The following is a 14,114-nucleotide window of genomic DNA, read 5'->3' as shown; positions in this document are numbered from 1 at the left end:
GCCTTCGATGACGGCATGCGCCTGCTCGGTCGCGTGATAGTGCGGCATGGCGCCGTTGGCGTTGTACGCCGCGATCGTGGAAAAGCTGGGCGTGACGAAGTTCTCGCGGCGCGCGCGCGCCTGGGTGATTTTTTCGTCGATGGTCAGCTCGGTTATGCGCTCGACGCCCTGCGCCTGCTCGAACCAGGCGAAGAATTCGCACAGCGCCGCCCCGTCCTGCTCCATCGCGCGGCGCACGTGGTCGATTTCCGCGGCGCTCTTGCGCGACTTGAGCAGATGCGACGGGTTGACGGCCTCGACCTTGTCGACATAGGCGGCGGCGCCGATAACACCGATGGTCGTGCGGGCCGGGTCGATGAGCAATGTCTGCCCCGCAGGCAGGCAGGACAGCGCCTCGCCCGCGGCATCGTAGGCCGCTAATTCGACGCCGTCGCGCCCAAGCGCCCGCGCCAGATCCTCGCTGACTTTTCCCGGCGCCACGAACAAGCGCGCCGTGTCGCGTCCAATCAGCGCATGCGCCAGGAAGACGGGGTTGTACGATACGTCGCTGCCGCGCAGGTTCAACAGCCACGCAACATCGTCCAGGGTGGAAATGAAATGCCAATCGGCCTTGCGTTCGGCCATGGACTGGCGCACGGCCGCCAGATTGCCCGCCCGGGTGCGGCAAGCAAAAGGCGCCTCGTGCTCGTACACCGGGGCCTGAGGCAAGGCAGGCCGATCCTTCCAGACCTCGCCGGGCAAATCCAGTTCGCACACCAACCGTATGCCGCGGGCGTCCAGCGTGGATTGCCAGTTGCGGTGCATCGACACGCTGAGGGCCTGGCCATGCAGGGCGACCCGGCTGCCTTCGGGCAGTTCGCGCGCCAGCCAGTCCACCACGCTCGGCACACTGTCGGAGCCCGCGCGCATCGTCTGGATGCCGGACCCCTCCAGGTCGTGGTCCGCCTGCTCCCAGTAGCGGCTATCGGTCCACAGGCCGGCAAACGAAGGCGTGACGACCAGCGTTCCGGCGGAACCCTCGAAGCCGCTGAGCCAAGCCCTGGACTGCCAGTGTTCGGGCAGGTATTCGGACAGATGCGGGTCGGACGACGGCACGACGCATGCCCCCAGATTGCGCGCCGCCATGGCCGCGCGCAAGGCCTGAACTCGTTCCGCGAAAACAGTATTACCCACGATATGTCCTTTGAATAAAAAAGCGCCTATTCCACAGGAATAGGCGCCACGCGCCGGTTTCAGCGCCCTTCCTTGCTATGCGACAGCCGAAACGTCCAGCTTGGCCTTGGTCTTGTCCTGGACTTCCTTGACGCTTACGCCGGGAGCCAGTTCGGTGAGCTTGAGGCCGTTGCCGGTGACTTCCATGACGCCCAGGTCGGTGATGACGAGGTTGACCACACCCACTCCGGTCAGCGGCAGGGTGCATTCGGGCAACAGCTTGAAGTCTTCGGTGCCGTCCTTCTTGCGCGCCACATGATCCATGAGCACCACGACCCGGCCGACTCCGGCCACCAGGTCCATGGCGCCGCCCATACCCTTGATCATCTTGCCGGGAATCATCCAGTTGGCAAGGTCGCCACGCTCGGAAACCTGCATGGCGCCAAGAATCGCCAGGTTGATTTTACCGCCGCGTATCATCGCGAACGAATCCGCCGACGAAAAAATGGACGAACCGGGCAGCGTCGTCACGGTTTGCTTGCCGGCGTTGATGAGATCGGCGTCGATTTCGTCTTCGCGGGGGAACGGGCCGATGCCCAGCAGGCCGTTCTCGGACTGCAGCCATACTTCCATGCCTTCGGGCACATGATTGGCCACCTGGGTGGGGATGCCGATGCCCAGGTTCACATAGAAACCGTCTTGCAGTTCACGGGCGGCGCGCGCCGCCATTTCGTCTCTTGTCCATGCCATGATTCTTTCTCCTTATGCGTTGCGGACTGTGCGCTGCTCAATGCGTTTCTCGGGACTGGCGTTGACCACGATGCGATGCACGAAGATGCCCGGCAAATGCACGTCGTCAGGGTCGATGGCCCCTGTGTCGACCAGCTTTTCGACCTCGACTATCGTGATCTTGCCCGCCATCGCCACATTGGGGTTGAAGTTGCGGGCGGTGCGGCGGAACACCAGGTTGCCGCTGCGGTCGGCCATATAGGCCTTGACCAGCGAGACGTCCGGCACGATCGATCGCTCCATGATGTAGCGATCGCCGTCGAATTCGCGGATCTCCTTGCCCTCGGCCACGATGGTGCCCACGCCGGTGCGTGTGAAGAAGGCCGGGATGCCGGCGCCGCCGGCGCGCAGTTTTTCGGCCAATGTGCCTTGCGGGGTGAACTCGAGCTCGAGTTCGTTGGCCAGGTACTGGCGTTCGAACTCTTTGTTCTCGCCCACGTAGGAAGAGATCATTTTCTTGATCTGGCGCGTTGCCAGCAGCAGGCCAAGGCCAAACCCGTCGACGCCGGCGTTGTTGCTGACGCAGGTCAGGTTCTTGACGCCCGAATCGCGCAGCGCGGCAATAAGCGCCTCGGGCAGTCCGCACAAGCCGAACCCGCCCACGGCAATGGTCTGGCCATCGGCGACCACGCCTTTCAGTGCTTCCTCGGCACTTGGATAGACTTTATTCATTACTCCATTCCCTCATTATTGAAATACCCTTTGCCAGCCGCCGCTTCCGCTGTGGAAGCCGCAACCGCCTTCGGGCCGATTACAAAAAACATAGCGCGCGAACCGCTTGCCGCAAGCCCGCCGCCGGCGGCTTTGCATGAGGATCGCCCGCGCATTGCATCCCGCCTAGTGGCTGAAGCACGACGTCAGCCGCTCGAGTTCGTCCGCCGTCCAGGGCGCGGATTCGCCCCGGTCCATATCGGTGCAGACAATAATGTTCTTGCCCCGGGCGTAGGCTACGCCGGACTCGTCTTCGATCAGGAAAGTGAACTCCATGCTGGAGCGCCCCACCCGGGTAAGGGTCAGGCTGATGGAAATATTGGCCGGATACATCAGCGACTTGATGAAGTCGCAGGAAGCATGCACCAGCACGCCCACCCTGGCGGCCGGCAGGTTCATGCGGGCCTGCTCGAACAGTTTGGCGCGGGCTTCTTCGCCATAGCGAAAGTACACGGTATTGTTGACGTGCCCGAGAGCGTCGAGATCGCCCCAGCGCACGGGCATGGCGCAACGGAAGACACCGCCGAGCCTATGGTTGGGCGTAGTAATATCTGCTACCTGCATAAGCGCACCTTCGTGTTCTTGATCGGTACAATAAAGCACCAAAGCCTAAACGCAAGTATAGCGGCAAAAATATATATTTTTCGCGGATAAATAGGCCGTGCACTGAATGACCGCAATTTGAAAACCGCATAACAAGCTGCAATACTAATATGCTGTCTGGTTAGTTCGTCGAATTAGCCAGACAGTACACTTGAAGCTTGAATTAATTTTTCCGACAGGTCGCACACAGGCTGGCCGCCCCCCAATAAAACACACTGGAGATCAATTTCAATGTCTGAGCGCGAATCGATGGAATACGATGTCGTGGTCGTAGGCGCCGGAGCAGCGGGACTGTCCACGGCAATACGGCTCAAGCAACTGGCCGCCGAGAAAGGCCGCGACATCAGCGTCTGCGTCCTGGAAAAAGGCGGCGAAGTCGGCGCCCACATTCTGTCCGGCGCCGTCATGGATCCCCAGGCCCTGACCGAGCTCATCCCCGACTGGAAGGAAAAAGGCGCGCCGCTCGACACCAAGGTCACCGAAGACAAATTCCTGTTCCTGACCCAGAAAGGCGCGCGCGCCACGCCCAAGTGGCTGCTGCCCGCCTGCTTCCACAACGAAGGCAATTACATCGTCCGCCTTGGCAACGTCGTGCGCTGGCTGGGCGAACAGGCCGAAAGCCTCGGGGTCGACCTCTTCCCCGGCTTTGCCGCCACCGAAATCCTCTACACCGACACCGGCGCGGTCAAGGGCGTGGCAACAGGCGACATGGGCGTCGCCCGCGACGGCTCGCACACCGCCAACTACCAGCCCGGCATGGAGCTGCACGCCCGCTACACGGTGTTCGCCGAAGGCTCGCGCGGCCAGCTCGGCCGCCAGCTCATCGAGCGCTACAAGCTGGACGAAGACTGCGATCCGCAAAGCTACGCCATCGGCATCAAGGAAATGTGGGAAGTCGACCCGTCCCAGTCCCAGCCCGGACTGGTCGTGCACACGTCGGGGTGGCCGCTGGATGCCGACACCTACGGCGGCTCGTTTCTTTACCACCTGGACAACAACATCGTGGTGGTGGGCCTGGTCGTGGGGCTGGATTACGCCAACCCCTGGTTGTCGCCCTTCGAGGAATTCCAGCGTTATAAAACGCATCCGGCCATCCGCACCACGTTCGAGGGCGGCAAGCGCATTGCCTACGGCGCCCGCTCGCTCACCGCCGGCGGCCTGCTTTCCCTGCCCAAATTCGTATTTCCCGGCGGCGTCATGGTGGGCTGCGAAGCCGGCTTCCTGAACGCATCGCGCATCAAGGGCAGCCATTCGGCCATCAAGACCGGCTCCCTGGCGGCCGAGGCCCTGTTCGATGCGCTGGCGGCCGACCGCAGCCACGACGAGCTTTCCGCCTACCCCGAAGCCTTCAAGAACTCGTGGCTGCACGCCGAGCTGAACAAATCGCGCAACTTCAAGCAATGGTTCAAAAAGGGGCGCACCATGGGCACCCTCATGACCGGCATCGAGCAATGGCTGCTCAAAGGCAAAATGCCCTGGACGCTGCATCACAGCAAGCCCGACCACGCCTGTCTGCAGCCCGCCGCCGAATGCGCGCGCATCGACTATCCCAAGCCCGACGGCAAGCTCACGTTCGACCGCCTGAGCTCGGTGTTCATTTCCAACACCAACCACGAAGAGAACGAGCCCATCCACCTTACGCTCAAGGACGCCTCGGTGCCGGTGTCGGTCAACCTGGCCAAATACGGCGGACCCGAGGTCCGCTACTGTCCGGCCGGCGTGTACGAATTCGTCAAGGACGACAAGGGCGGCGACCGCCTGCAGATCAATTCGCAAAACTGCGTGCACTGTAAAACCTGCGACATCAAGGACCCCACGCAAAACATCGTGTGGGTGGCGCCGCAAGGCGGCGAAGGGCCGGTCTACAACGGCATGTAGCCGCTTGCCCGCAAGGCAAAAAGCCGCTCTGTCCGGAGCGGCTTTTTTACCGCCGGGCCGCCCCAAGGTAAAAAGCTCCCCCTCGGGGGGCAGCGAGCCGCGTAGCGGCGAAGTGTGGGGGTCTTTTTTATCGGCCCGCACGCCGATACTGCGAAAGGCTGACCACAATCAAGCCGACAAGTATCAGAGCCATTCCGGTGAACTCAAGCCCTGTGGGCCTTTCGCCCAACATCAGCCATGCCAGAAAGATGACAAGCACAGGAATGGCCAGCCCCGACATGCCCGCCATGACGGCGCTTACGCGGCGCACGATCAGCAGCCACAGCGCCCAGCCCGCCGCCGAGGACAAAATGGCCAGATAGGCAATGCCCAGCACCACCGGAAAACTCCACTGCGTTGCGGTTGGCGCCTCCCACCATATGAAGGGCGACGTCATGACGGCGCCAAGCAGCATCTGCCACGCGGTGACGGCGAGCACGTTGGGCGTGTGGCGCTGGTACAGCCGCTTGCTGAGTATCGTCCCCAACCCCCAGCACAGCCCCGCGGCCAGCGCCAGCATCGAACTGCCGATTCCCCCCAGGCCTTCCCATGGCGCAATGACGGCGGTCAGGCCAAGTCCGGCCAGAATGCATCCGAATATCTGCCGGCCTCCCGGGCGCTCGTGCAGCAGCGGCCAGGCCAGCAGCACGACCCAGAAAGGCATGGTGTAGACGAGCATGACGACCTGTCCCGTGCCGCCCACGATCAGGGCGAGCTGCGACAGGCAGGAAAACGCGGCGGTCTGGAACAGCGCTATGCCCACAGTCGGCCAGAACGGCGGAAAGCGAAGCGACTGCTTCGTAGCGCCCAGCACGATGAACAGGAACAGCGAACCGAAACTGTAGCGCCACACCACCAGGTCGAACGGGCTGACATAGGCGGAAAGATATTTCAGGACGACCCAGGTGTAGCTCCAGATCAGAACGATCAAGGCCATCAGCAGCAAGGCTCCGCGATCGGACTGGCTGGGTTTCACGGCTTAGGCTCCAGGCAAGAAAAAGGGCGTGTGGCCACGCCCTGTTCAATGGGCGACGCCTGCTGGCGTCGCCACCTGCCTGTTTGGCAACCGGCGCGTCGACTGCGGCCAGTATACCCGCAGCGCAGCGGCTTACACCGACTGCGACAGTTGGTCCAGGATGGCCGGGTTTTCCAGCGTGGAGACGTCCTGCGTGACCTTCTCGCCCTTGGCCACGATGCGCAGCAGGCGGCGCATGATCTTGCCCGAGCGCGTCTTGGGCAGGTTCTCGCCGAAGCGGATGTCCTTGGGCTTGGCGATGGGGCCGATTTCCTTGGCCACCCAGTCGCGCAGTTCCTTGGCGATGGCGGTCGCCTCGTCGCCTTCGGGCAGAGGCCGGTTCAGCACGACAAAGGCCACGACGGCCTCTCCCGTGGTGTCGTCCGGCCGCCCCACCACGGCGGCCTCGGCCACCATGGAATGCGCCACCAGGGCCGACTCCACTTCCATCGTGCCCAGGCGATGGCCCGAGACGTTCAGCACGTCGTCGACACGGCCCATGATCCAGAAATAGCCGTCGGCATCGCGCTGCGCGCCGTCGCCCGCCAGGTAATACCCTTTGAGTTCAGGCGGAAAATAGCTGTTCTTGAAGCGCTGCGGGTCGCCCCAGATGGTGCGTATCATGCCGGGCCACGGCTTCTTGACGACCAGGAACCCACCCTGCCCCGCCTGCACGTCGCCGCCTGCCTCGTCGACGATGGCCGCCTGGATGCCGGGCAGGGGCAAGGTGCACGAGCCCGGCTTCAAGGGGGTTACCCCCGGCAGCGGGGTGATCATGTGCGCCCCGGTTTCGGTCTGCCACCAAGTGTCCAGCACCGGGCAGCGCTCGCGGCCCACATTGGTGTAGTACCACATCCAGGCCTCGGGATTGATGGGCTCGCCCACCGAACCTATGATGCGCAGGCTGCCAAGGTCGTATTCGCGCGGATGGTAGTTGGGCTCGGCCTCGGCGGCCTTGGTCAGGGAGCGGATGGCGGTGGGCGCGGTATAAAAAACCGTGACCTTGTGGCGCTGGATCATTTCCCAGAAACGGCCCACGTTGGGATAGGTGGGCACGCCTTCGAACATGACCTGGGTGAGCCCCGCCGCCAGCGGTCCGTAGGTAATGTACGTGTGGCCCGTTACCCAGCCGATGTCGGCCGTGCACCAGAACACGTCGGTATCCTTGGCGTCGAACGTCCACTTGACGGTCAGCAGCGCCCACAGCAGGAACCCGGCGCAGGCGTGCTGCACGCCCTTGGGCTTGCCGGTGGAGCCCGAGGTATACAAAATGAACAGAGGATGCTCGGCATTGAACGGAACCGCCTCGCACGTCGCGGACTGCCCGGCGACGACGTCGTGCATCCACAGGTCGCGCCCTTCGACCCAGCCGATTTTCCCCCCGGTGCGCTTGTAGACAATGACATGGCTGACCGCTTCGCAGCCGCCGGAGGCCAGGGCTTCGTCGACGGCAGGCTTCAGGGGAATGACCTTGCCGCCGCGCACCTGTTCGTCGGCAGTAATGACGAAGGTGGCGCCCACGTCGACAATGCGCTCCTGCAGGCTGCGCGACGAGAAACCGCCGAACACCACGGAATGTATGATGCCCAGCCGCGCGCACGCCTGCATGGCGACGACGGCCTCGATGGACATGGGCATGTAGATGATGGCCCGCTCGCCGGCCTTGTAGCCCAGGGCCTTGATGCCGTTGGCGAACTCGCACACCCGCGCGTGCAACTCGCGATAGGTGACCTGGGTGACCTTGCCGTCATCGGATTCGAAGATAATGGCGGCCTTGTCGGCGGTGGGCGTGCCTAGATGGCGGTCGAGGCAATTGGCCGAGACATTGAGTTCACCGTCGCCGAACCAGCGATAGCTGGGCGCCTCGGATTCATCGAGCACCTTGGAGAAAGGCTTGGCCCAGGTAAGGTTTTCGCGCGCCAGCCGTCCCCAGAATTCGTCCGGCGATTGCTCCGCCTCGCGGCACAGCGCCTGGTAGGCATCCATTCCGGAAATGTTCGCGTTCTCGACCAGGTTGGGAAAAGGCGGAAAAACCCGGTTTTCAACCAGAATCGATTCAATCGTGCTGGACATGGCAACGGCTCCTTTTGTTTGATTCGCTGATTCGTCAACGATAAGTGATTTGTCTGTTTATTAGCATAATGGGATCGGGCGGGAATGGCTTTGACATGGATCGAAGAAACCCCTGCCTGAAAGCGGGGGCCCGCTTCGCACGATGCCTATTACCGCGTATCGATGCCTATTAATAACCCAATATTCTTACTGTACGCTTACGTGAAGCGCATGCCTATAGCGTATGGCGCCGGGTCCGGCTACAGCGGCACAGCGTCGCGCGCCGCCATGCCGCGCGCGAAGTTCAGGCGCGCCAGCACCAGCAGACCCGCGACAAAGAATATGCCGGTCACCAGCAAGGCAAGACGATGATTGCCGAACGTGATCCATGTGACCAGCCCGTAGCTCAAAGGGCCGATGACGGCGGCCAGCTGTATGGCAAACGTCCAAAGCGAATAGAACTCCGCCAGCCGTTTCGACGGCGCCAGCGCCCCCACCATGGCCCGCCCGGCGCTTTGGCTGGTGCCCATGCAAAGACCGGCCAGAACCGCCGCCACCCAGAACAGCCACAGGCTGACGGCCAGGTAGGCAATGACGACCATGGCGATCCAGCCCCACAGCGTAATCACCAGCGCCCTTTTGTGCCCGATCCGGTCCTGCACGTGGCCGAACAGCAAGGCGCCGACCGCCGCGGCGATGTTGACGGTGAAGACCAGTTCCATGGTCTGGGTCATGGTGAACCCCATGGCCTGGGTGGCATATACGGCGGCCAGCGTGACGACCACGGCAATGCCGGCCTGGTAGCAGGCCCCGCATAGCAAAAGCAGGCGGAAGTCGGGAAAGGCCGCGCCGGTTTCACGCCAGGCAATCCACAGCCGCTTCAGGAGCCCCTGCGCCGGGCGGTTCGTGGGCGCGCTGCGTTCGCGCAAGAACAGGAAAGGCGCAATGGCGGCGACGGCGAAAAGCCCCGCCGTAAGCAGCATGACGTCGGGCACGTATGCCGACGCCGGGGAGCCGGCCGCCGACATACGGGCCACCAGCACCAAAGACAGCCCCAAAGCCAGCATGCCGCCAAAATAGCCGAACCCCCAGCCCCAGCCCGACACCCGGCCAAGCGCCTGGGGCTTGGCGATTTCGGGCAGGAAGGCGGCGACGACGGACTCGCCGATGCAATAGCAATAGTTGGAAACCGCAAGAATGACCAGGCCCAGCCAGATATCGCCCGGCGCCACCAGCGACAGCAGCGCGGTGGCCAGCACGCAGGCGATGGTGCTGGTGAACAGCAGGCGGCGCTTGCCCGCCGTGGCATCGGCGCGCGCGCCCAGCGTGGGCATGGTCAGCATAATGGCCAGGTACGACAGCGACAGCGCGGCGGTAAAGGCCAGGGTGCCCCACGACTTGCCGGCCGCCACCACACCCACGAAATAACTGTTGAACACGGTGGTCAGCACGACCGTCGTGTAGCCCGAGTTGGCGAAGTCGTACATGGCCCACGACCAGACCTCGCGCCGGGTCACTCCCGGATTGACGGCATCGCGAAACAAGCCGTGCCCGCCTTCGCGGCCGGGCGCGGCCGTCTGCTCGGCGCGGCTCATGGGCGCATGGCGGCAATGCCCGCGCGGGCGATTTCGGCATCTTCGCTGGACTTGACCCCCGACACGCCGACCGCTCCCACGACCTGCTGATCGAGTACGATAGGCACGCCACCTTCCAGCATCCCTTCCAGGCCCGGCACCGACAGGAACGAATGCCGTCCCTGATTTATGATTTCTTCATAGACGCGAGACTCGCGCCGGCCCAATGCCGCGGTCCTGGCTTTCGCGGGCGCGATGAAGGCCGAGACGGGCGCCGCGCCGTCCAGGCGCAGCATCCCCAGCAAATGCCCGCCATCGTCGGCCACGGCGATCGTGACCGCCCATTGATGGCTTAGTGCATGTTGTTCCGCGGCTGCCAGGATGGCCTTGACGTCGTCGGCGGTCAGTACGGGTTTGGTTTTCATTGTTTGCTCTCTGGAAAATCATGATTATGGATGTCTGGATCCGGCTGCGCGGCTTTCCCGTTGAATGAAAGCCGTCGCGGCGTGGAACGGGCCCCGAGGCGGGCGCTTAAGCCCTCATCGGGCAGCGCCATCGCCATGCCGACCCTCCCATTGCGAATGATGCCACATTCGCCCGCAAGACCGGGCATGTTGTCCCGTGCCGAAAGCATGGGCGGGGCCGGCCGGGCAGGCAAACGCAGCGCCAGAGACCGGGCCGGCCAAATGGATGACCGCCATCGTGATGACCGACATTCAGCCTAATCCCTTTGCCTCATGGACAAACCAGCGTTTCGCAGGCCGATGTCAATTGTTTTCATATTAGTGATTTCACTCATTTTTCCGGCTTCGTATTTTTTTGCAAATGCATAAAATAAAAAAATTAATGTTTTATGACAATGGGTTAGCAAATCAAGAATTTATCCGCCCCAGCCAATCGCAACAAATGCCGACTTTACCTGGCCGGGAGTTTTAGTTAAACTTCCCCTGAATTTTTATTACCGGATCCAGTGGTTTCTTGCGCCCACTCAGCCTTGAAATTATTTGGATTACGTCATTTATACGTAATCCAAATGGTTTTTAATGCTGGGCTGCGGATTCTTTTAACCTGAACCACAGCAAATACCAAAGCCCATGCCGCCACATCGACTACTCTCACTGACTGCGATTTCCTCGAAATTCTGGTGGCGTAGCATCAAAAGCGCAATGATACTCGCCACGCTGGCACTGGCCGGATGCGCCAGCACCAACCAAACCGAGCAGGCCGAATCCGGCATCCGAATGGTGGTTCGCGACAGCTACCTTTCCCAGACAAAATCCGATCCGCTTGGCGCCTATCTGTCCAGCAAGCAATTCTCCTCCACCTACACCAACTACCCCGACAGCCAGTACCCCGCCCCGAACATCGGTTCCGGCGCGAAAGAAATGGCCAACGCGGCACTCGACTTCCTGGGCACAAAATACAAGTACGGCGGCGATACGCCCTACAGCGGTTTCGACTGCAGCGGCCTGGTCATTTATGCAGCCGAAAAATCCCTGGGACTGAAACTACCCCGCCGGTCGGCCCAAATTGCCCACGAAGGCATCTCCATCAAGCGCACCGAGCTGAAAAAAGGCGACCTGGTGTTCTTCAACACCCGCGGACACCGCTATTCGCATGTAGGCATCTATCTAGGCAACGAAAAATTCGTCCACGCCCCCCGCACCGGTTCCGTGGTTCGGATCGAAGACATGAACACGGCATACTGGAAAAAACGCTACAACGGCGCGCGCCGCCTGGCCGACAGCTCGGGCAATATCCTGGGCCTCAACTGATTTCCGTCCCGGCGGCTCGGCCTGGGCCCTGCCGGCCCAACGGCTCAAACAAACCCCGGGCCTGCGCCTATGTCTCTACGGCGCCCATAAAAAAAACCGCGATTTGCGGTTTTTTTTATGGGCAAGGGCCTGATGCCCTATTCATGCACGAAGGTCGAGCAGCCGTTCTACAGGCAATTGGCAGCCTCAAGGCGCGGCAAAACGCAAAGCCTTGGCGCTACCGCCGCCACGCTTCGAATCGGAGCCACCAACCTGGGGACAAGCCTCGCAGAACCCGCCCTGAGTCAAGGCCTGCTTCATGCAGCACACCGATCTCCGGCTGACCAGCACCTTGACACCGGATTTCTGGGCCGCGGCGCGAAAGGTCTTCATGACGTTATGACCCAAAAAGTCAGTAAGCAGAATCAACAAATCGGTGCCGGACGGTAGTTGCAGGGTTTTCTTTTGATGCGAGGGATCACGGCCGCTGATATGGTGCCGGATCGCAATGTTGTGCACTTTGAGCAAATCAGGGATATTGCCCAGGCGGTCTGCTCCCACCACCACGGCATTGACTAGTTCAGACATACGGCCTCCATGTGTTTGGCGTGCGTTAACGATAATCATTCTTATTAGTTAAGTCAATAGGAATGATTCTTATTTATTTAAAAAATCTCAAATAAATGTTTCAACGCATTTAGGAGATGGCCGTCAGCCTGCGGCAAGCAAGAAAAACCCCCGACAGGCCGGCAAGCCCGCGGGGAAAATAAGGATGGGGCGGCGAAACCCTCTTGGTCCCTCGGGAGTCGCCGCGGATCCGCCATCCTGGCGGCGTGAACGATCTGCCTAGCGGGCGATCACCGCCTCTTCCTGCTTGGGGCTGTTGTCCAGCGCTTCCTGGACCACGTCCCGGGTCAGGTTGGAAGCCATCATCTCGAGCAGGACATACACGTAGTCCCGCAGGAACACGCCAGCCTTGATCGCCACCCGCGTCACGTGCGTGCCGAACAAATGGCCCACAGGCAGGCCCACCAGGCCCTTGTCGCGCCGGGGATCGAACGCCATGCCCGCAATGATGCCGATGCCAAGGCCCACGTCGACATAGGTCTTGATGACGTCGGCGTCGATTGCCTCGAGGACGATGTCGGGCGCGATGTTCGCCGCGTTGAACACGTCGTCGATGGCGCAGCGGCCCGAGAACTGGCGGTCATAGGTGACTATGGGGTACTGCGCCACCTGGGCCAGGGTAAGGTTCTTGGCCTCGGCGGAAGAAAGCTCGGCCAAGGGGTGATCGGGCCGCACGACTATGACGTGCTCCCACGAATACACCGGCAGGGCCGCCAGGCCCGGAGTGTGTGAAAGTGTTTCGGTGGCGATGGCGACGTCGGCCTGCTCGTGCAACACCATTTGCGCCAGCGCCGGGGGGTTGCCCTCGGCCAGCGACACCCGCACTTTGGGGAAGCGTTCGCGAAACGCGGGAATGACTTTGGGCAATATATAGCGCGCCTGGGCATGTGTGCAGGCAATGACCAGCCCGCCCTCGTCGCGGCGCGCAAATTCGTCACTGACCTTTTTCAGGTTATCGACCTCGCGCATGATGCGATCGATGACCTGGGCGACCACGACGCCCGGCTTGGTCAAGCCCTTGATTCGCTTGCCATGCCGCTCGAATATCTTGACACCCAGCTCGTCCTCGAACTCGATGATCGACTTGGAGACGCCCGGCTGCGACGTGAACAGAGTGCGAGCCGCCTCGGTCAGATTGAAGTTCCTGCGTATTGTTTCACGCACGAAACGAAATTGTTGCAAATTCATAGAATGGCCTCAGGGGTGTTAAGCCATTATATGTTATATAGAATTAGTTATATATATTTATTAGGAATAAGCTTCTATGCTAATTACCATTATTTCTTTCGCTCTTTGGGCGCCTTGACGCGCAATTTGCGCCACATCATGTACACCATGAGCGCGCTGAACACGGCATGGACAAGCCATACGCCAATGCCGAAATCCAGCTTGCCGTTGCCGATCCAGCCGCGCGACAGATTGACCAGGTTCATGTACAGCAGGCCCACCAGGCCGGCGATGAGGATATCGCCGGAACGCCCCAGCCGCGGATTGACGGCGCCCAGGGGGATCGCCAGCAGGGCCAGATTTAGCGCCGCCAGCGGCATGGCGATGCGCCACATGATTTGCGAGCGCGCCGTATCGTTGTTGTCGCGAAACAGCTGAGTGGTGGGCCGCGCCTTGATCTGGCGCTCGACGATGGCGCGCAGCGCCTCTGGCGACGAGGCCGCGCCCCGGCTCTCCAGCCTGAACCCGTAGCGCTCGAAATCAAACAGCCGGAATTCGTTGTGGCCCGGCTTGAGGTCGTAGCGCCTGCCTTTGTCCAGCACCAGGAAGCGGTCGCCGTTGGGCTCCTGCTGCACGTGCGCGCTGTTCGCCGTAACGACGCTGAGCCATTCCGGGTCGATGACCCGGGCAATGACCTTGCCCAGCTCGTCGCCGGGGGCGGCCGGCTCTTCGGCAAAGAAGACCCGGGCGCCA

At 61.7% G+C, this 14,114-nt stretch carries 13 protein-coding genes; 2 read left to right on the top strand and 11 right to left on the bottom strand.

Going from position 1 to position 14,114, the window contains the following annotated elements:
* The 4 genes from VNT00_RS14190 to VNT00_RS14175 form a co-directional block, all read right to left on the bottom strand.
* Positions 1-1,173, bottom strand: a 1,173-nt coding sequence (locus tag VNT00_RS14190) for an aminopeptidase P family N-terminal domain-containing protein (RefSeq protein WP_325588564.1), incomplete at its 3' end; no start/stop codon positions are given.
* Positions 1,174-1,248: 75 nt separating this feature from the next.
* Positions 1,249-1,902, bottom strand: a complete 654-nt coding sequence (locus VNT00_RS14185; RefSeq protein ID WP_325588563.1) for a CoA transferase subunit B — start codon at positions 1,900-1,902, stop codon at positions 1,249-1,251.
* 12 nt (positions 1,903-1,914) lie between these two features.
* Positions 1,915-2,613 carry a CoA transferase subunit A gene (locus tag VNT00_RS14180; RefSeq protein ID WP_325588561.1) on the bottom strand — a complete coding sequence of 233 codons (699 nt, stop codon included), beginning with the start codon at positions 2,611-2,613 and terminating at the stop codon, positions 1,915-1,917.
* Between the two features lie 165 nt (positions 2,614-2,778).
* The gene (locus VNT00_RS14175) at positions 2,779-3,216 is read right to left on the bottom strand and encodes an acyl-CoA thioesterase (protein WP_325588559.1); all 438 of its coding nucleotides are present in this window, start codon (positions 3,214-3,216) and stop codon (positions 2,779-2,781) included.
* Between the two features lie 270 nt (positions 3,217-3,486).
* Between VNT00_RS14175 and VNT00_RS14170 the strand changes: the two genes are divergently transcribed.
* Positions 3,487-5,133, top strand: coding sequence for an electron transfer flavoprotein-ubiquinone oxidoreductase (locus tag VNT00_RS14170; RefSeq protein ID WP_325588557.1), 1,647 nt, complete (start codon positions 3,487-3,489; stop codon positions 5,131-5,133).
* A 127-nt stretch (positions 5,134-5,260) separates the two neighbouring features.
* Here the strand turns inward: VNT00_RS14170 and VNT00_RS14165 are convergent, their stop codons facing one another.
* The 4 genes from VNT00_RS14165 to VNT00_RS14150 form a co-directional block, all read right to left on the bottom strand.
* Positions 5,261-6,148, bottom strand: coding sequence for a DMT family transporter (locus tag VNT00_RS14165; RefSeq protein ID WP_325588555.1), 888 nt, complete (start codon positions 6,146-6,148; stop codon positions 5,261-5,263).
* A 132-nt stretch (positions 6,149-6,280) separates the two neighbouring features.
* On the bottom strand, positions 6,281-8,260 hold the full coding sequence (gene acs / locus VNT00_RS14160; RefSeq protein WP_325588553.1) for an acetate--CoA ligase: 1,980 nt from the start codon (positions 8,258-8,260) through the stop codon (positions 6,281-6,283).
* A 239-nt stretch (positions 8,261-8,499) separates the two neighbouring features.
* Positions 8,500-9,834 (bottom strand): MFS transporter, encoded by a 1,335-nt coding sequence (locus VNT00_RS14155; RefSeq protein ID WP_414650940.1) that lies wholly within the window; start codon positions 9,832-9,834, stop codon positions 8,500-8,502.
* Positions 9,831-10,238, bottom strand: a complete 408-nt coding sequence (locus VNT00_RS14150) for a heme-binding protein (protein WP_325588551.1) — start codon at positions 10,236-10,238, stop codon at positions 9,831-9,833. The genes VNT00_RS14155 and VNT00_RS14150 overlap by 4 nt, the downstream gene beginning before the upstream one ends.
* A gap of 741 nt (positions 10,239-10,979) precedes the next feature.
* On the opposite strand from VNT00_RS14150, the gene VNT00_RS14145 reads away from it, so the two are divergent.
* Positions 10,980-11,588, top strand: coding sequence for a C40 family peptidase (locus tag VNT00_RS14145; RefSeq protein ID WP_325588549.1), 609 nt, complete (start codon positions 10,980-10,982; stop codon positions 11,586-11,588).
* A gap of 186 nt (positions 11,589-11,774) precedes the next feature.
* Here the strand turns inward: VNT00_RS14145 and VNT00_RS14140 are convergent, their stop codons facing one another.
* From VNT00_RS14140 to VNT00_RS14130, 3 genes are all read right to left on the bottom strand, one after another.
* Positions 11,775-12,155, bottom strand: coding sequence for a DUF2325 domain-containing protein (locus tag VNT00_RS14140; RefSeq protein WP_325588547.1), 381 nt, complete (start codon positions 12,153-12,155; stop codon positions 11,775-11,777).
* A gap of 258 nt (positions 12,156-12,413) precedes the next feature.
* Positions 12,414-13,382: a CysB family HTH-type transcriptional regulator gene (locus VNT00_RS14135; protein WP_325588545.1), complete on the bottom strand. Its 969-nt coding sequence runs from the start codon at positions 13,380-13,382 to the stop codon at positions 12,414-12,416.
* An 89-nt stretch (positions 13,383-13,471) separates the two neighbouring features.
* Positions 13,472-14,114, bottom strand: a 643-nt coding sequence (locus VNT00_RS14130) for an LptF/LptG family permease (protein WP_325588543.1), incomplete at its 5' end; no start/stop codon positions are given.

This window comes from Eoetvoesiella sp. (genome assembly GCF_035555955.1).
Taxonomy (GTDB): domain Bacteria; phylum Pseudomonadota; class Gammaproteobacteria; order Burkholderiales; family Burkholderiaceae_B; genus Eoetvoesia.
Note: the sequence above shows the minus strand (reverse complement) of the source record. Positions and strands in the feature narration are given on the sequence as shown.